Source organism: Bacillus sp. mrc49, from assembly GCF_002803435.1.
The window spans coordinates 50771-68968 of the sequence record NZ_PHNG01000645.1; the positions used below are offsets into that span (position 1 = coordinate 50771).

The following is an 18198-nucleotide window of genomic DNA, read 5'->3' on the forward strand; positions in this document are numbered from 1 at the left end:
AGTTTTGGAGGATAGCCCAATGATATCGGGGATATTGCAATTTGAATTTTTGCAGAACGCATTCTTGACGGGAATCATAATCGGAGCGATTGCGCCATTAGTGGGCGTTTTTGTTGTGGTGAGGCGGATGTCGATGATTTCTGATGCGCTCAGTCATGTAGCGCTTGCTGGCATAGCGTTCAGTTTATTGCTGCAGAAGAGTTTTCTTTCACTGGCTGGATTGAATCCACTCTATATGGGGATGGCCTTTTCGGTTGGCGGTTCATTATTCATTGAAAAATTAAGAGGGGTTTATAAGCATTACCAAGAGCTTGCAATCCCGATCATTATGTCTGGCGGCATGGGTCTAAGCGTCATTTTCATATCGATTGCAGACGGCTTCAATACGGATTTATATGGATATTTATTCGGCAGTGTCAGTGCAGTCAGCCGGACGGACTTGTATGTCATCCTGGCAGTGGGGATCGTCGTTGTCTTGACCCTAACGCTATTGTATAAAGAATTATTTCTGTTATCATTTGATGAAGAGCATGCCAAGGCTTCCGGCATCCCTTATAAGGCCATCCATTTTATTTTTATCGTGATGGTAGCCCTGGTCATCGCCGCTTCCATGAAAATCATTGGCATATTGCTGGTTTCTTCGCTCATGACGCTTCCTGTGGCGGCTAGTCTCCGCTTTGCCAAGGGGTTTAAGCAAATGATCGGGTACTCAATTTTATTCGGTGAGGTTTCAGTTGTTGGCGGTTTGTTTTTATCATACAATCTTGATCTCGCTCCTGGCGGCACGATTGTCATAATCGCTGTGCTAATTCTCATCTTGTCAATTTTGTTTGATAAATGGAAAAATCGATAGATGGGGTGATGTTTTATGAACGTTTCTACGGCCATGCAATTATTAAAAGATAAAGGCTTTAAACATACTGGGAAGAGGGAAGAGATGCTTCAGCTTTTCTCTTCCAGCGATAAGTACTTAACAGCAAAAGATGTGCTGGAGAATATGAAACAGGATTATCCTGGATTGAGCTTTGATACGATTTACCGGAACCTTTCTTTGTTCGTTGAATTGGGGATATTTGAAACGACCGAGTTGGAAGGGGAAAAGCATTTCCGTTTTACATGCGGCCATTCTTCCCACCACCATCACTTCATTTGCTTGAATTGCGGTAAAACGAAAGAAATCGAAGTGTGCCCGATGCAGGAGCTGGAGGATAGCTTGAAGGACTACGACGTCTCGGGTCATAAATTTGAAATATACGGCCGCTGTCCCGCATGCAGTGTATCTGTAGAGGCCTAAAAAACCATTGACTTTTTAGTCAATGGTTTTTTCGTTTATTTTATGGTAACAGGCTTTTCTGCCAACCAGTTGGTCACCCAGAAAGAGGCCTCCTGCCAATTGTTGACCCGAATGACACGTTCCGGCACAGGGTCTTGGTTGTAGGGAGTATTGAATAAAATCACCGGTATTTTGCATTCTTCCGAAATGGCCACCGCATTATCGTGCTTGTCCTCTAAAAAGAGATCGACTGCGAATTTCTTGGCTGCCGCCACTTTGTCGTGAGAACCTACAAGCTCAATATGGTTATAAAGGACTTCATTCGTAGTGAACCAATCCTTCGTCACATCGAATAAACGGTTGCTCCTGGCACTGATGAAAAAGAGGTCGGCCTGTTTTGCCCATTTTTCCAAAACATCCTTCGCCCCTTCAGCCAATAAAGACTCGGTATAGATGAGCGGCTCCGTCTCGAAGAACCATTTGGTGAAATCCTCCTCAGGAACGTTGACGAATGGGAGTAGATCATACTCTGTGATGTCTTCATAAGCTAAGTTCAGCTGAAAAGCTTTATTTAAAAAGGGGACCATCGAATCAGGTCTTGTGACAGTCCCGTCTATGTCGATGCCAAAACGTTTTTTCATGATGAATCTCTCCTCATCTAAAAGTACTTGTAATAGTGTAACATATACAATCATGGCTTTGGTAAAATCGCTAATTTATTTCCAAGACAAGAAACCATTATCACGTTGGATCGCGTGGCTTTTACATATACTATAACTGCTCCTACAAACGAAAGTGAGGGATGCACGAATGGAAAAAGATCCATACTCCAGTGTTGACGATGATATACGATTGAGCAAAGAAGACAGGGAACCAACGATTGTCGATGATCCGCATCATGAGCGGTATTATAATGAAGACGAACCTGCCGATGATCGCCGCGATGAAAATCAAGGGTCCGTGACGAATTTGGATAACCGTTATCACGAAGAGACGTCAGCCGAGATTTCAACGATGCCTCGGAGAAGCAGGTCATATAAAGATGAGTCTGTAGTAGGGGCTGATGATTCCGGGGACGTCGCATCAAGAGGAAAAGTCATTGGTGTCGTAGCCTTGATCATTTCCATTTTATCGTTATTCATGATGCCTTTCCTTCTGGGGATTGCAGGGATTATTGTCGGGATAGTGGCCCGAAGCCGTGGATCGAACTTGGGTACATGGGCGATTGGCATTGGTGCCCTCTCCATCATCGTCGGCATATTCATTTTGCCGTTCTTTTAAAGAGAAAGCAAAAAACCCCGATGATGATTATCGGGGTTTTGCTTTATTTATTCAATAAAGCTGCAGCGGCAGCTTCCGCTCTTTGTTTTTCATAATACTCTTCAGCGATTTTGTCAATTTCCTTTTTCAGTTCCTCGACCATCGTTTCTTCAGGCACTTTCCGTACGATTTGCCCTTTTCTGAACAACAATCCTTCACCGCGGGCACCGGCTATGCCGATATCAGCCTCACGGGCCTCACCAGGACCGTTTACCGCACAACCAAGCACAGATACCTTGATCGGAGCTTTGATCGTCTGGATGTACTCTTCAACCTCATTCGCGATGGAGATTAAATCGATCTCGATGCGACCGCAAGTCGGACAGGAGATCAAAGTGGCCATGTTGGAAGCAAGTCCGAATACTTTCAGGAGCTCCCTAGCTACCTTCACTTCTTCGACTGGATCGGCGCTAAGGGAGACACGCACCGTGCTTCCGATGCCTTGGCTTAGGATCGCACCTAGACCGGCGGCGCTTTTTACCGTTCCGGAGAACAAAGTACCCGATTCGGTAATTCCCAAGTGTAGCGGGTAATCGAATGCTTTTGAAGCTTTTTCATATGCCTCGATGGCTAAATTCACATCAGAGGCCTTCATGGACACGATGATGTCATGAAAATCGAGATCTTCCAGGATCTTGATGTGGTGCAGGGCACTTTCAATCATTCCATCTGCCGTTGGGTAGCCATATTTATCGAGGATCTTCTTCTCGAGGGAACCGGCATTGACCCCGATCCGGATTGGAATGCCTTTCGCTTTGGCCGCTTTAACGACTGCTTCGACCTTTTCGCGACGTCCGATGTTACCAGGATTGATCCTGATTTTATCTGCTCCGCCTTCGATGGCCTTCAGTGCCAGCTTATAATCGAAATGAATATCGACTACAAGCGGAATGTTTATCCGTTTTTTTATTTCAGGGATTGCATCGGCAGCCCTTTCGTCCGGACAGGCGACGCGGACGATTTGACATCCCGCCTCTTCAAGACGAAGGATTTCTGCTACAGTTGCTTCAACATCATGTGTTTTAGTAGTTGTCATGCTTTGTACGATAACTTCATTATTGCCGCCAATCGTTAAGTTTCCGACTTTAATTGGCCGCGTCTTGGTGCGATGTATGATTTCACTCAAGTGGAATTCTCTCCTTTAGGAAAAAATCAGTTTTGATTTTTAATTTGTTTCTCTGAAATATTGTATCAATGTACTTACCGTATGACAAGGAAATAGGATGCAATATCTTTTTTAATAAGAAGTATTTGATACTCCATGCTTATTCCGGATGTCATCCAGAACTTTTGAAAACGTGCAGGTCCCCCATGTTCAGGCTATTTATAAACAGGAATCTTATAGGTTTTGCCAATCTGCATATTTTCAGGCTTCATGCCTTCATTCAAACTTTGGAAATCGGAAATGATCGTTTCCATCGGCTTATTGTCCCCGCCTTTTTGCGTTTCAACGATGGAGAGTAAAGTATCTCCTGGTTTCATGGTAATTTCTTTGAAAGCTGCAGTCGGGGCAGGTTGCTGCTGACTTGCCGGGACGGCTGGCTGGACTGTGGAAGCTGGTGGTTGTGGAGTCGGCAGGGTGCCAGTAGTCAAATCGAAATAAATAATGAATAATGTGAAGCAAAATGAAATAAAAAGCAGTAGCCTTTTCAAATTTCCACCCTCCCAAGCTTGTCTTTACTTAAATATACTTGAAAGGGACTGATATTATGCCTAAAAATGGGCATTTTGAACGTCAATTATTTTTTGGGGGGTGGGCAACATCCTGTTTATTTGAGCAGGAGTCAAGAAAGATACTGATTTCCTTAGGAGTCAGACCTATTTCTTTTGCCTCCATGATGAGTGACAACCACTGCAAATCAAGATAACTTGTCTTCACGTTTATCACCTCTTATAACCTAATTCATTTATCAACATCAGTATAGGTAAAACTAGCCGAGTATTTTGTCGAATTAAGGAGATATAAAAAAATGTGACTGCAGTCATATGAAGAAAAGGGAATTGATGATCCTCTCAAAAGCAAAAAAAACACAAAGATCGGATAGTCATAAGTGACTTGATCTTTGTGCTGTTCTTTGTCAATCCATGGAGGCATCGGCCGAAGTTTCTTTAATGGATAAATAAAGCATCATCAATGTGACGAACCAGCTGATGAATGAAGCGAATGGAACCGTGGCGTGAAACGAATCCATGACGGTGAAGAAAATGGTCGAAAGTGTAATGCTGTATGCAGCGATCCTCCAAAGATGCCTATATAAAAGCGGCCGGCCAAGGGCATTTTTGAAAAGAAGACCGAAAGCGGCTACGATTGTCACTTTTATGAAGATTCCACTGGCAGTGAACAGGTATAATATAAGGAGCAGCAACGGGAGGATGATCGGCAGTACAGACTCTACGGAATCAAGCCAAGCTGATATTTCCTGATTATCTCCTTCCAGCAGAGAATAGGGGGAAGATTGCACGTTGCCCCCGGATACGAAAACAAGATCGGATTTTAAAAGGGCCACAGCCTCGTCAGCTTTTTCAGCCACATCCTCCGGGGTCATAGTTCCGGTTCCATCCACGAAAATTTGATATCCATTTTTATTCAAGCTAAATGGCTCATCATTTTTTGTCGTCAATGTACCATTTTGGATCTTGAATTCCGGTAAGTCTTCCGAGACTGTTTCGTGCATGGCATCTATCCCATCAACGATCATTGTACCGAAATAAAAGGCAGAGGGAAGAAAGGCAATGAGACTTACAAAAAATACGTATAAAATCGTTTTGCCGATACCTTGGTTTTGAAAGGAAGCGATATCCTTAGGGGAATATAAGCTTACCCAAATTTGTTTGAATATGTTCAATTTTTTCAGCACCTAACTTTATAAGATTCCTAACCAATTTTAACTATATGGGGAAAATAAAACAACCTGTATGAAGAGTCATTGGTTTCAACTAACAATAAAGAGGCAATTATGGAGAGATAGAGGCAAACTTAAATGAAATGAGAAGGGGCGTTTTGATTGTGGATACACTATTTTGGATAATTATTGTCCTTATGTTCATAATGGGCTTTGTCGGTCTGATTTTTCCAATCATACCAAGCGTTTTATTCATATTTGGCGGAATCGTGCTTTATGGTCTTTTTTATTCCTTTGCCCCGTTTGGCTGGTTTTTCTGGACGGTCCAAATTTTGTTCGTGATCCTTTTGTTCGCGGCGGATTATATCGCAAACATGGTTGGTGTAAAAAAATACGGCGGCACGAAAGCTGGTATTTGGGGCAGTACGATCGGACTTCTTGTCGGACCGTTCGTGATTCCATTCCTCGGAATCCTGATCGGCCCCTTCATCGGTGCCTTTCTGGCAGAAATCCTCGTCCATAGAAAAGATCCGGTCACTGCATCTAAAATCGGACTCGGCTCTGTCGTTGGTTTTATTAGCAGTGTGATCACGAAAGGCATCATCCAACTACTGATGATTGGATATTTCCTATTCGTGGTATTCTCATAGGAAATAAAATCGCAAAACGAGGCATAAGGTTTGAAACGTTTACAAAAATTTGATACTCTAATGCTAGCGAGCTTCAGTATCTTATCTGAAGCCCTCAAAAAAAACAGCTTACATAGGGAGGAATTTTATTATGGCTTTTGAACTTCCACAATTACCGTACGCATATGATGCATTGGAACCACACATCGACAAAGAAACAATGAACATTCACCACACAAAACATCACAACACATATGTGACAAACTTGAACAATGCTCTTGAAGGCAACGAAGAGCTTCTAAGCAAAAGCGTTGAAGAAATCGTCGCTAACCTGGATGCAGTACCTGAAGCGGTTCGCACTGCTGTTCGCAACAACGGCGGCGGACACGCTAACCACACTTTATTCTGGGAAATCCTTTCACCAAACGGCGGCGGACAGCCAACTGGTGAATTAGCAGATGCCATCACATCGAAATTCGGCAGCTTCGACAGCTTCAAAGAAGAGTTCGCTAAAGCGGCTACTACTCGTTTTGGATCTGGCTGGGCTTGGCTTGCAGTCAACAATGGCGAGTTGGAAGTAACAAGCACTCCGAACCAAGACAATCCGTTATCTGAAGGCAAAACGCCACTTCTTGGATTGGACGTTTGGGAACATGCTTACTACCTAAACTACCAAAACCGCCGTCCTGAATACATCAATTCTTTCTGGAATGTTGTAAACTGGGATGAAGTGTCAAAACGCTACAACGCTGCTAAATAAGCAGTCGGAATTAAAAAAAGACAGGATCCCCTTACGTGGGATCCTGTCTTTTTGCTTTCTTCTCTTAGCAAATCACGAGAACCGCTTCAACTCGCGAGTAACCCCACAAAAATTCGTCTCGCCAATCCAAGAGTTTTCTTTGCACTGTTTTGAATTGGAAGAGCGAAAAGGAAAACAGTATAAGGGCAACTACTTCTCTGTCGTCGCCTTCGTCTCGCCAATCGAAGAGTTTTCTTTACTTTTTTTTTACATAAATCCCCTTGTTTTTTCAAACACTAGAGTGGAATTTAAAGGAGAGTTAAAACAATGGGTATTTTAGAGAGATGGTTGGGTGAAGCGGGAGGGAAGAAGGATCTGCACCTGCTTTTGTTTATCGGCGGACTGTACAGCCTGAGTATTGCTTTGTCCAATACATTCGTTAATGTGTACTTGTGGAAACAATCCGGTCAAATTGTTGATATTGCTGTATATAATCTAACCGTGGTGCTTTTTCAACCGCTGACGTTTGTTTTTGCCGGCAGGCTGGCGAAGAAAGTGGATCGAATCATTGTATTGCGTCTTGGTGTTATCTTTTTGGCCCTGTTTTATTTAGCTGTCCTTTTGGTCGGGACGAGAGCCACGGATTTCATTTGGCTTCTTGGTGCATTGATTGGGATAGGGTATGGGTTTTATTGGCTGGCGTATAATGTCTTGACTTTCGAGATTACCGAGCCGGAGACGAGGGATTTCTTCAATGGTTTTCTGGGGATTTTATCTTCTCTTGGAGGAATGATTGGTCCGATCCTTTCAGGGTTCATCATTTCGAGGCTTGAAAAATTCACGGGATATTCCATTGTATTCGGATTATCATTGCTTTTGTTTTCCGTTGCCGTTTTTCTTAGCTTTTCGTTAAAAAGGCGTCCTGCTCATGGGAAATACTTTTTCCTAAGGATATTGAAAGAGCGGAAAAACAATCGGAATTGGCTGTTGATCACTCGCGCCCACTTTTTTCAAGGGCTGCGAGAGGGTACTTTCATGTTCATCATTTCAATTATCGTTTACATCCAGACGGATAGTGAACTTGCTTTGGGGAGCTATGGTTTATTGAATTCCGCCATATCATTCGTTGCGTATTTTCTCGCTTCTCGGTATATAAAACAACCGATGCGAAAAAAAGCGATCTTTATCGGCGGAGTCCTGTTATATGCGGGGGTTTTGCTAATCGCATTTGATGTCACCTTCGGAAAGCTTCTCATTTATGGGGCAATTGTGGCGACCGCTTATCCGATCCTGCTCGTCCCATACATATCCTTGACCTATGACATCATAGGCCGGGCATGGCAAGCTGCGGACATGAGGATTGAATATATTGTCGTCCGGGAGCTATTCGTCCATTTTGGAAGGATCGTATCCATTTTGGGGTTCATTTTGTCCGTCCTGTTTTTCGAATTGAAACAAGTCCTGCCGATTTATTTGTTGATCGTGGGGGCAGGGCATACGATGATATATTGGTTTGTACGGAAAATCGATATCAACGACCAAGATTGAGAAAGGGGCCTAAAGAGGCCTCTTTTCCATGAAGTATGAGCCGTAAGTCACATTTTGTCGAAAGTGGGTCAGATGTTTAATATTTCTAGAACACTAAGGTAGAAAAAAATAAGAATGTTCTATAGAATAGTAAAGGACCATTATGACTATGTAAAAAGGATGTGTGGCTTAGTGTGAATAAAAAGAAAAAGAAAAAGACGCATGTGCCTTTCAGATTGAATATTCTTTTCTTTTTAGTGTTTGTTTTGTTTTCCGCTCTCATTTTACGATTAGGTGTCGTGCAGATTGTGTATGGCGATGATTACCGGCGTGAGATTGAAAGAACAGAGGAAGTGACCGTGAATAATTCGGTGCCCCGTGGGAAGATGTATGACCGAAATCTGAAATTGATGGTCGACAACCAACCACTGGATGCAATTACATATACACGAAAGCAAGGTACGAAACCAGCAGAAATGGTGGAAACCGCCGAGAAACTTGCGAAGTTGATCGAAAAAGATACGGATAAAGTGACTGAGCGCGATAAGAAGGATTTTTGGATAATGAATAATCCAAAGCTGGCGGAGAAAAAGGTTACCGATAAAGAGAGAAAGAAAGTCGAAGAGGGTGAGCTGAAAGAGAGTGATTTGTACAAGCTTCAGCTCGACCGGATTACAGAGGATGAAATAAAACTTTCCGATAAGGATATGGAAACCCTCGCTATTTACAGGGAATTTGCCAGCGGATATGCTCTTACGCCGCAGATTGTGAAAAACAAGAAAGTATCGAAAGAAGAATTCGCCAGGGTGAGTGAAAACCTCGATTCGTTGCCTGGTGTGGATATATCGACGGATTGGGATCGTTTTTATACGTATAATAAGACACTCAAATCTGTATTAGGTAAAGTATCTTCTTCCGAAGAAGGTTTGCCGAGTGAAAGTCTCAATTATTATCTGGCGCGTGACTACAGCCGGAATGACCGTGTAGGAAAGAGTTATATCGAACTCCAATATGAGGACATCCTTCAAGGGCAGAAAGCGAAAGTAAGGAACGTGACCGACAAATCGGGAAATGTCGTCGACTCCGAGGTGGTTTCTGAGGGTCAGCGCGGAAAAGATCTTATCCTGACGGTTGATATGGATTTACAGCTGGCAACCGAGGAAATCATTGAAAAGCAATTGATTGCCAAGAAAAAATTGGGGAACACCAAGTTTCTCGATAGGGCGTTCGTCGTGATGATGGATCCTGATACAGGGGAAGTTTTGACGATGGCGGGCAAGAAAATTGAGAGGGATCCGAAGACCGGTAAATCCTCCATAGAAGACTTCGCCTTAGGCAATATCACGACTTCCTATACGATGGGTTCTGCCGTGAAAGGTGCCACCGTCCTAACGGGATACAAGCAGGGAGCTATCCAGCCGGGCACCGTCTTTTATGATACGAAATTGAAGATCAAGGGTACAAAGGCTAAAGGATCTTACAGTAATTTCGGGAACATCAATGATTTGACGGCGTTGAAGGTGTCTTCAAACGTTTATATGTTCAGGACGGCGATCAATATCGCCGGTGCCCACTATGTGCCGAATGAGCCATTGAATATCAGTTCAAGCGCCTTTTCGACGATGCGTAATTCATTCTCACAGTTTGGCTTGGGTGTGCGTACGGGAATCGACCTTCCAAATGAAATGGGCGGGTTCAAAGGCTCGGAAACATCACCAGGTAAGCTGCTTGACCTTGCTATCGGGCAGTATGATACGTACACACCGATGCAGCTTGCTCAATACGTTTCCTCCATTGCCAATGGCGGAAACCGTATGAAGCCGCATATGGTCAAGGAAATCCGTGATCCGGTCGATAATAATGAGGAATTGGGACCTGTCGCCGAAGACGTTTCGCCGACGGTCATGAATCGCCTGGATATGAAGGAAGACTGGATCAAGCGCGTACAAAGCGGTTTCGAGAAGGTTTCAATGGAACAAGGCGGGACAGCTTATAGGTTCTTCGGGAATAAACCGTACACAGTCGCTGCTAAAACAGGGACGGCTGAAGCGTTTTATGATGGACCGGACCGCGAGAAGTTCAGTGAGCCTCAAGATACGATGAACATCACGATGGTGGGCTATGCACCTGCTAAAAATCCTGAAGTTGCATTTGCGGTCGTCGTACCGTGGGCATATCAGGGCCATACGGGTCATGACATGAGTAAAGAAATAGGTAGGGATATCATGGACACGTATTTCAAACTGAAAAAAGAACGGGCTAAGAAGGAAACGAATAAAGATGCAGAAAAATCGACTGAATTGAAAGTGGAGAATGGAAAAGACGTTCAAAAGGATCAGGCAGAGGTCAGAAAAAGCCAGGAAAATGAATGAATGAAGTCAAAACACGTTTTCGGATAAACCGAAGACGTGTTTTTTTTTGCTATTTTGCCCATTATCAATGAGAATCCGGCATCTTTACAATTAACACACAATAATTTACTGAATATTTACAATCCCTTCAAACGGGGTTTACAGACTAAAAGTATGATTTGGTTGTAGGACAAAATATTCATATAAAAAATTCTTAGGGGGACTTACAAATGAGACGTTTCAAAGGTGTGGCGATGACTGTAGTGATGGGCGGAGTAATTGCAGTGGCTGCGGGTTGTGGATCTGATGATGCTAAGACAAGCGGCAGTGAAGCAAAAGGGTCAAGCCAGCTGCAAGGGGAAGTGATCACGGATGGTTCTTCTACGGTCTTTCCGATCATGGAGGCAGTGGCAGAAGAATATATGAGTGCCCAGCCTGATGTCAAAGTTTCCGTTGGATCATCAGGAACTGGCGGCGGTTTTAAGAAATTCATCGCCGGTGAGACGGATTTAAGTAATGCCTCACGTCCGGTCAAAGAAGAAGAAAGTGCAATGCTTGATGATAAGGGAATTAAATATACAGAATTGAAACTGGCATTTGACGGCATTTCAATCGTCGTCAATAAAGATAATGACTTCATCGATTCACTTACGGTTGAAGAACTGCAAAAGCTGTGGGTTGATGATGGCAAGGTGAAGATGTGGTCCGATATTCGCCCTGAATGGCCGAAGGAAGAAATTAAATTCTACTCCCCGGGAACAGATTCGGGCACATACGATTATTTCAATGAAGTGATCCTGGAAGAAAAACCGATGGTGGAAAATGCGACGCTATCCGAAGACGATAACGTCCTTGTACAAGGCGTGGAAGGTGATAAGAATGCGATTGGATTCTTCGGATTTGCCTACTATGCTGAAAATAAAGATAAGCTGAAGATCATTTCCATCGATAACGGAAAAGGCGCTGTAGAGCCAACTCATGAAACGATTAAAAGCGGGGAGTATGCACCATTGTCCCGTCCGCTTTACACATATGTCGCCAACAAGTCTGTAGCTGAAAAAGAACAAGTGGCCGACTATACAGAATTCGTCATTGAAAATGCAGGGGAACTTTCCGAAGAGGTAGGGTATATAAGCCTTCCGGAAGAAGAGTACCAGAAAGATCTTGATAAATTGAAGGAACTTAAAAAATAATTGATATTACAGGCTATCAAAAATCCCGCCTTGGCAAGGTGAAGGCGGGGGCAACGGCTTGTAAATCCAAATATTGCGGGTCTGAAATGGAGGATGCAAGTTGGAACTGAGAAAAACAGAAACCTATTCTGTACAACAAATGATCCTTGAAAAGAAAAGCAAGAAAAAGATAAATGTAGAAAAAATTATACCGAAGCTCTTGTTCCTTATGGCGGCCATTTCCGTTTTCACTACAATCGGGATTATCCTGACGCTCATATTTGAAACATTCATCTTTTTTGACAGGGTTTCGATCGTCGAATTTATCACGGAAAGCAAGTGGCTCCCATTTGCATCTGTTCCTTCTTTTGGAATCATGCCCCTTGTCGTTGGGACGTTGAAGATTACGGTGATAGCTGCGGTGGTTGCCGTTCCGATAGGGCTTGCAACAGCCATTTTCTTGAGTGAATATGCATCTGAGACAACACGGAGGATCATCAAGCCGATATTAGAAGTTTTAGCCGGGATTCCGACTATCGTTTACGGCTTCTTTGCCTTAACTTTTGTAACACCGGTTTTGCGGGATCTATTTCCTTCCCTTGACATGTTCAATGCCTTAAGTCCCGGGATCGTTGTAGGAATCATGATCATGCCGATGGTGGCCTCTTTGTCGGAAGATGCCCTTGTTTCAGTCCCAAAGTCGATTCGCGAAGGTGCGTATGCGCTTGGTGCAACGAAACTTGAAACGACCATTAAAGTGGTATTGCCGGCGGCCATATCCGGAATTGTCGCATCCATCGTGCTTGGCTTATCCAGGGCGATCGGCGAGACCATGATCGTGAGTGTGGCAGGGGGCTCGACCCCGAGCATGAATATGGATGTCACTTCATCGATTCAAACGATGACCGCCTATATCGTACAGGTCAGTTCGGGGGATGCAGGGTATGGAACAACGATCTACTACAGCATCTATGCGGTGGGAATGACACTGTTCGTCTTTACGCTTGTTATGAATTTACTGGCGCAGTTCATCTCTCGCAGATTCAGGGAGGAATATTAAGACATGAAGCTGATAAATAAAAGTCATGTTGCAAAAAAGATGCCCGTAAGGCTGGCGGTCAACACGATATGTAAAGGATTGTTTTTCTTGGCAACACTGGTTGGCCTTATCGTATTGGCCATCTTATTTTATCGGATATTCACTCAAGGAATTGGCCATCTGAATGGGGATTTCCTGCAGAATTTCGCTTCGAGGAAGCCAGAGGAAGCTGGGATAAAAGCGGCCTTGATCGGGTCCATCTGGTTGATGGCCGTCGTTGCGCCCGTTTCGCTGATGCTTGGTGTAGGAACGGCCATTTATTTAGAGGAATATGCGAGGAAGAATTGGATCACCACTTTCATCAAAGTGAACATCTCCAATTTGGCAGGGGTTCCGTCGATCGTGTTCGGATTGCTTGGCTTAACGGTCTTCGTCCGGGCTCTAGCATTGGATCGGTCCGTATTGGCGGCAGGCTTGACGATGAGTCTCCTCGTCCTTCCCGTTATCATCGTGGCTGCCCAGGAGGCGATACGTGCCGTCCCGCGTGATTTAAGGGAAGCTTCATTTGGGATGGGAGCAACAAAATGGCAGACGATACGGAAAGTCGTCCTGCCAGCCGCAATACCTGGCATATTGACGGGCGGAATACTTGCTTTATCAAGGGCAATCGGAGAAACGGCTCCATTGGTTGTGGTTGGTATCCCACTATTCATCGCCTTTTTGCCGCAAACGGTGCTGGATACATTTACCGTGCTCCCGATGCAAATTTATAACTGGACATCTCGTCCACAGGAGGAATTCCAGCAGGTCGCTGCCGCAGGAATCATCATATTGCTCATCTTGTTGATTTTTATGAACTCAGTCGCGGTCCTGATCCGAAATAAATTCCAGAAAAGATACTGAACGAGGAGGAAGGAAGAATGAATATGACCTTAACGAGAGAAAAAGAGTCAACCGCCATCGCGACGGATGCTGTACAACCCGCCGCCTTACCGGAAAAGGTATATGAAACGTCCGATCTCAATTTATGGTATGGGGAAAACCATGCTTTGAAAAATATTAACCTCGATATGCATCAAAATGAAGTGACAGCCATCATCGGACCTTCTGGATGCGGAAAATCGACCTATATCAAAACATTGAACAGAATGATCGAATTGGTACCGGATGTCAAAACGACAGGTCAGATCAAATACAGGAACAGAAATATCCTTGATCAGTCATACAAGGTTGAAGATTTACGGACACAGGTGGGCATGGTCTTTCAAAAACCTAATCCATTCCCTAAATCCATTTACGATAATGTGGTCTACGGACCAAGAACCCATGGCATCAAAAACAAAAAGATACTTGATGAAATCGTTGAAAAGAGTTTAAAAGGGGCAGCCATTTGGAATGAAGTGAAAGACCGGCTTCACGAAAATGCCTATGGACTTTCAGGCGGACAGCAGCAGCGCCTCTGCATTGCCAGGTGTTTGGCAATCGAACCGGATGTCATTTTAATGGATGAACCGACTTCCGCCCTTGATCCGATTTCCACCTTGAAAATAGAAGAATTGGTCCAGGAACTGAAAAAGGACTTCAGCATCATCATCGTCACCCATAACATGCAGCAAGCGGCGCGTATTTCCGATAGAACGGCCTTTTTCTTAAACGGGGAAGTCGTAGAGTACGCCAATACCGACACCATTTTCTCCAATCCGGATGATAAAAGAACGGAAGATTACATTACAGGGCGCTTCGGTTAACGAGAAAGGGTGATAATAGCATGATCGTTCGTGAAAATTTTGAACTTCAATTGAAAGAGCTTCAAGAAAAAGTGGTCGAATTGGCCAACCTAGCTTCTGATGCCATTTCAAAATCATTCGCTGCGCTGGAAAATAGGGATGCAGAAGCGGCATTGGAAGTCATTGAAGATGATACGAAAGCGGATTTACTGGAAGAGGAAATCAATGATTTTGCGATTTTGCTGATTGCTAAGCAGCAGCCTGTTGCCATTGATCTCAGAAGGATCATTGCTGCCATAAAAATTGCCTCCGACATTGAAAGGATGGCAGACTTTGGCGTCAATATCGCCAAGGCGGCAATCCGTATCGGCGATCAGGAGTTCATCCTCCCTTTGACGCCGCTGCAACAGATGTATGATATCACGCTAAAGATGATCGAACTCTCGATAGAAGCATTCGAGAAGGAAGATGTCGTGTTATCCAGGGAAATTATCGAAATGGATGAAGAAGTCGATCGTTTTTATGGAGAAATGATTCGCAGCCTTCTCCGGCTTTCTGATGAAAAGAACCTTCAGCAGGTCACGCAACTCTCATTCATTGCCCGCTATTTGGAAAGGACTGCGGATCATACGACCAATATCGCCGAAAATATTTATTTCCTTGTAAGAGGTAGATACATCGGCAGAAATGACTGATACAATCCGTAAATGAAAAAAGAGGCTTTTTCCAAAGCCTCTTTTATTATTGATTAATGAGATAAAGTATTGGCCAATTGCCGATAAGACATCGTATTCGTGACCACAAACTCACCGATTTGAATTTTTTTCGAGAAGCCATGCTCGTTCATGTAAGCTTCAAACTCAGATGCATCATCGATGATCTTTTGCTCGAAAAGCCGCTTGGCAATTTCGGTTGTGGTCATATTCGATTTGACTTTTATGGTATAGGAGACGATAGCCAATTCCTCCGCATTCGGAGATTGATCGGTCTCCTTTGACGGCTGGACAGTTTGCTTCGCTTCTTCATGGGGATGCGAGACGACGAATCCGTCATTCTCGAGCATTTCCTTCGCTTCCCCAAGGGGCACATTGGTTTCTTTCATTAATCCGGTTCCATAGTAACAGCCGGCAAAGATGCAAGTCGTGAAGATGATTCCGGCGGAAATGCCCTGCAGTCTTGCCTTAAACATCTTCGTTTCCCCGCATTCTATGCTGTTCGATGACCGATAGGGTTTGTTCCTCGGTTAAGGAGGATTGTTTAGCGATTTGGGCCAAAGAAAGCCCCTGCCCGTATAAGGATAGAACTTGGCTCTTTAGAATTTCATGAATCGCTTCGGAATTCCTGGAAGTGACCGGTGGCTGTGGAATTTGGGCTTTTACGGCAGGAAGGGGATCACCCTCGATGACGAATTCCTCTTCAAGGATCTTCACTTTCTTTTTTAATTGATAGATATCCTGCATATAGGTTATCGTCATCTGTTCTAAATCTTCTTCTAATTTGGCCACCTTATCTTTGCTGAAAAACGAAAGGATAAGAAGGATGACGGCCAACGAGAAGAGAAGGATGATAAGGGTTTCCATGTTTTCACCTCAGAAGATAATTTTCGACATATACTTATATTTTACACCTATTTTAAAAAAAATGGAGAATTTCATATTTTTATATCCTTTACAGGGGCAGCACCCGCCATTTTTTTTGCTTGTCTTGTTTTAAAATAATGTCGAAACGTATCAAGACCGTAGCCATGAAAAAAAAATGGCCATGAAAACGGGCATAAAACCTTTGCTAGATAACTTGCATAAAATTCGACAAAATGTGTTTATTGTCCATCAGCCCAATCAGTGCTAACATGAAGGTAGAATAAATCGAAAAACGAATATTTTGAATATTTAGACTCATTGAAACCATAAGGAAATGGTGTGCAGATCCAAGCGTGGATTCTTTCACTGTCAGCGCCTAACGATAAGCTGTTTACCAATAGAGAAAAAGAAGGGATGATTATATGAATTCGTTATACGCATATATGCCGCAGGGTAACCAAGATCTGTATCGTAAGGGGTTAAAGGCTGGTTTATGGATGGATGAGAGTTTTGATTGGTATCCTGAGGAAGATATGATGAGTCATCCGAATGGGGAGTTACGGACACTGTTACAAACGTTTACACAAGGCCAGGTGACCTTTTCGAAGTTCACGATCAGGAATACCTCATTCGAGACGAAGCGTCCAAAAGTATTTTTTCACTATGAAAACGCTTTCGAAAAGCAGGCAGTGGCTTTTTACAGCCCAAATGAACGGGCCATATTACATGTAGCGCCCCGTTCCATTGCCTTATTAGGCGGTCTCGTAAAAGGGAAAAGCATCTCTCAATATTGCATTCAAGGCAAAGGAAGCCTTTATCAGGAGGGGTGTTTCAAATCATTGAAAGAAGGGCTGCTTGCTTACTCACCGCTTGCGAAAGGGGAAGTGACGAGCATGTTCACGTTGGAGACGGAGATTCTGCCGAAGGAATGTGTCGAAGCGGTGGCCTGGGCGATTCATGCTGAAACGAAGGAGGAAGCCAAAGTCATCAATAATCAGCTTCTACTTACAATGCAAAACGTTACGAATTGAAATGGATAAAAGTTAATGTGCGATTTCCCAAAAAACATACTAGCAATTCACATGGAATAATGCTATTATAGAAAAGTCCTATGTGAAAAAGTCAATATGTTTGGAGGGAAATACACATGCGCGTGAATATTACATTAGCTTGCACTGAATGTGGAGACCGTAACTATATTTCTAAAAAAAATAAACGTAACAATCCAGACCGTCTTGAGCTTAAAAAGTACTGCTCAAGAGAAAAACGCAGCACGACTCACCGTGAAACAAAGTAAGCAACAGGATTTTTCCTGTTGTTTTTTTTATGCTTTTTTTTACGTTCTTACCGACGTTCTGTAAACGAACAGCTATTATGGAATAATAAAGCAGCAGAGCAAAGGAGTGGGTAACGATGAAGGATAACAAGAAAAGGCTCCGACAGGAAGTGAAATCCCTCTTGATGGGGGTGACCGATGGGGAGCATGAAGAAGGATCGAACAAGATAGCTGAAAACTTATTTTCGCTGGAAGAATGGAAAAAGGCAAAAACAATCGGCATCACGATTTCCATCCATCCCGAAGTGCCAACAGAACGGATCATCGAACAAGCGTGGAGTGAAGGCAAGGAAGTGGCGGTACCAAAATGTGACCCCGATAAAAAGACGATGCAATTCAAAAAGATATCCTCCTTCAATGAGCTGGAGTCTGTATATCATGGGCTGCTTGAACCTGTAGCCGAAACAGCCAAGGTGACGAAAAGCGAAATGGATGTCTTGATCGTCCCAGGTCTCGCGTTTACGAAAGAGGGGTTTCGCCTCGGCTTCGGGGGCGGCTATTATGACCGTTACCTTCCCGGCTTCAAAGGAATCACGGTGGCCCTTGCATACGAACTTCAGCTTGTGGATGAGCTGCCGATAGAGATGCATGATATGGCAGTCTGTAAGCTCATTACCCCATCCAAGGTCCTGCAAACGTCCGTCCAATAGAAGATGTTTGAT

22 protein-coding genes are annotated in these 18198 nt (G+C 43.7%); 15 read left to right on the forward strand and 7 right to left on the reverse strand.

Features of this window, described 5'->3' with window-relative positions; all coding sequences use genetic code 11:
* The first annotated feature begins 19 nt into the window (after positions 1-19).
* Positions 20-853: a metal ABC transporter permease gene (locus CVN76_RS08070; RefSeq protein WP_100530846.1), complete on the forward strand. Its 834-nt coding sequence runs from the start codon at positions 20-22 to the stop codon at positions 851-853.
* Between the two features lie 15 nt (positions 854-868).
* Positions 869-1294, forward strand: a complete 426-nt coding sequence (locus CVN76_RS08075) for a Fur family transcriptional regulator (RefSeq protein WP_061140660.1) — start codon at positions 869-871, stop codon at positions 1292-1294.
* A 35-nt stretch (positions 1295-1329) separates the two neighbouring features.
* Here CVN76_RS08075 and CVN76_RS08080 read toward each other — a convergent pair whose 3' ends face one another.
* The gene (locus CVN76_RS08080) at positions 1330-1914 is read right to left on the reverse strand and encodes a 5' nucleotidase, NT5C type (RefSeq protein ID WP_100530847.1); all 585 of its coding nucleotides are present in this window, start codon (positions 1912-1914) and stop codon (positions 1330-1332) included.
* A gap of 169 nt (positions 1915-2083) precedes the next feature.
* Here CVN76_RS08080 and CVN76_RS08085 point away from each other — a divergent pair, with 169 nt between their 5' ends.
* Entirely contained in the window at positions 2084-2554 is a 471-nt protein-coding gene (locus tag CVN76_RS08085) for a DUF308 domain-containing protein (protein ID WP_232732139.1), read from the forward strand.
* A gap of 43 nt (positions 2555-2597) precedes the next feature.
* Here the strand turns inward: CVN76_RS08085 and ispG are convergent, their stop codons facing one another.
* The 4 genes from ispG to CVN76_RS08105 all read right to left on the reverse strand — a co-directional run bounded on the left by ispG (position 2598) and on the right by CVN76_RS08105 (position 5439).
* The gene (ispG, locus tag CVN76_RS08090; RefSeq protein ID WP_100530848.1) at positions 2598-3719 is read right to left on the reverse strand and encodes a flavodoxin-dependent (E)-4-hydroxy-3-methylbut-2-enyl-diphosphate synthase; all 1122 of its coding nucleotides are present in this window, start codon (positions 3717-3719) and stop codon (positions 2598-2600) included.
* A 194-nt stretch (positions 3720-3913) separates the two neighbouring features.
* On the reverse strand, positions 3914-4246 hold the full coding sequence (locus CVN76_RS08095) for a hypothetical protein (protein ID WP_061140657.1): 333 nt from the start codon (positions 4244-4246) through the stop codon (positions 3914-3916).
* 82 nt (positions 4247-4328) lie between these two features.
* Positions 4329-4472 carry an anti-repressor SinI family protein gene (locus CVN76_RS08100; RefSeq protein ID WP_081092276.1) on the reverse strand — a complete coding sequence of 48 codons (144 nt, stop codon included), beginning with the start codon at positions 4470-4472 and terminating at the stop codon, positions 4329-4331.
* A 199-nt stretch (positions 4473-4671) separates the two neighbouring features.
* Entirely contained in the window at positions 4672-5439 is a 768-nt protein-coding gene (locus tag CVN76_RS08105) for a DUF1189 domain-containing protein (RefSeq protein WP_157805602.1), read from the reverse strand.
* Between the two features lie 161 nt (positions 5440-5600).
* On the opposite strand from CVN76_RS08105, the gene CVN76_RS08110 reads away from it, so the two are divergent.
* From CVN76_RS08110 to phoU, 9 genes are all read left to right on the forward strand, one after another.
* Entirely contained in the window at positions 5601-6086 is a 486-nt protein-coding gene (locus CVN76_RS08110; RefSeq protein WP_061141025.1) for a DUF456 domain-containing protein, read from the forward strand.
* 130 nt (positions 6087-6216) lie between these two features.
* Positions 6217-6825, forward strand: a complete 609-nt coding sequence (locus CVN76_RS08115; RefSeq protein WP_061140655.1) for a superoxide dismutase — start codon at positions 6217-6219, stop codon at positions 6823-6825.
* Between the two features lie 306 nt (positions 6826-7131).
* Positions 7132-8352, forward strand: coding sequence for an MFS transporter (locus CVN76_RS08120; protein ID WP_100530851.1), 1221 nt, complete (start codon positions 7132-7134; stop codon positions 8350-8352).
* 173 nt (positions 8353-8525) lie between these two features.
* Positions 8526-10703 (forward strand): peptidoglycan D,D-transpeptidase FtsI family protein, encoded by a 2178-nt coding sequence (locus CVN76_RS08125; protein ID WP_100530852.1) that lies wholly within the window; start codon positions 8526-8528, stop codon positions 10701-10703.
* A 209-nt stretch (positions 10704-10912) separates the two neighbouring features.
* A complete protein-coding gene (locus CVN76_RS08130) occupies positions 10913-11875 on the forward strand; it encodes a PstS family phosphate ABC transporter substrate-binding protein (protein WP_061141974.1) in 963 nt (320 codons plus the stop codon).
* A gap of 139 nt (positions 11876-12014) precedes the next feature.
* The gene (pstC, locus tag CVN76_RS08135) at positions 12015-12914 is read left to right on the forward strand and encodes a phosphate ABC transporter permease subunit PstC (protein WP_100530870.1); all 900 of its coding nucleotides are present in this window, start codon (positions 12015-12017) and stop codon (positions 12912-12914) included.
* A 3-nt stretch (positions 12915-12917) separates the two neighbouring features.
* Positions 12918-13796, forward strand: a complete 879-nt coding sequence (gene pstA, locus CVN76_RS08140; protein WP_100530853.1) for a phosphate ABC transporter permease PstA — start codon at positions 12918-12920, stop codon at positions 13794-13796.
* Positions 13797-13813: 17 nt separating this feature from the next.
* Complete coding sequence (gene pstB / locus CVN76_RS08145; protein ID WP_100530854.1) at positions 13814-14641, forward strand: phosphate ABC transporter ATP-binding protein PstB; 828 nt, start codon at positions 13814-13816, stop codon at positions 14639-14641.
* Positions 14642-14661: 20 nt separating this feature from the next.
* Positions 14662-15315 carry a phosphate signaling complex protein PhoU gene (gene phoU / locus CVN76_RS08150; RefSeq protein ID WP_100530855.1) on the forward strand — a complete coding sequence of 218 codons (654 nt, stop codon included), beginning with the start codon at positions 14662-14664 and terminating at the stop codon, positions 15313-15315.
* Between the two features lie 53 nt (positions 15316-15368).
* Here the strand turns inward: phoU and CVN76_RS08155 are convergent, their stop codons facing one another.
* The gene (locus tag CVN76_RS08155) at positions 15369-15809 is read right to left on the reverse strand and encodes an endolytic transglycosylase MltG (protein ID WP_100530856.1); all 441 of its coding nucleotides are present in this window, start codon (positions 15807-15809) and stop codon (positions 15369-15371) included.
* Entirely contained in the window at positions 15802-16200 is a 399-nt protein-coding gene (locus CVN76_RS08160; protein ID WP_061141979.1) for a hypothetical protein, read from the reverse strand. The genes CVN76_RS08155 and CVN76_RS08160 overlap by 8 nt, the downstream gene beginning before the upstream one ends.
* A gap of 422 nt (positions 16201-16622) precedes the next feature.
* Here CVN76_RS08160 and CVN76_RS08165 point away from each other — a divergent pair, with 422 nt between their 5' ends.
* The 3 genes from CVN76_RS08165 to CVN76_RS08175 all read left to right on the forward strand — a co-directional run bounded on the left by CVN76_RS08165 (position 16623) and on the right by CVN76_RS08175 (position 18186).
* Positions 16623-17231 carry a hypothetical protein gene (locus CVN76_RS08165; protein WP_100530857.1) on the forward strand — a complete coding sequence of 203 codons (609 nt, stop codon included), beginning with the start codon at positions 16623-16625 and terminating at the stop codon, positions 17229-17231.
* A 116-nt stretch (positions 17232-17347) separates the two neighbouring features.
* Complete coding sequence (rpmG, locus tag CVN76_RS08170; RefSeq protein ID WP_028391797.1) at positions 17348-17497, forward strand: 50S ribosomal protein L33; 150 nt, start codon at positions 17348-17350, stop codon at positions 17495-17497.
* 116 nt (positions 17498-17613) lie between these two features.
* The gene (locus tag CVN76_RS08175; RefSeq protein ID WP_100530858.1) at positions 17614-18186 is read left to right on the forward strand and encodes a 5-formyltetrahydrofolate cyclo-ligase; all 573 of its coding nucleotides are present in this window, start codon (positions 17614-17616) and stop codon (positions 18184-18186) included.
* The last annotated feature ends 12 nt before the right edge of the window (positions 18187-18198 follow it).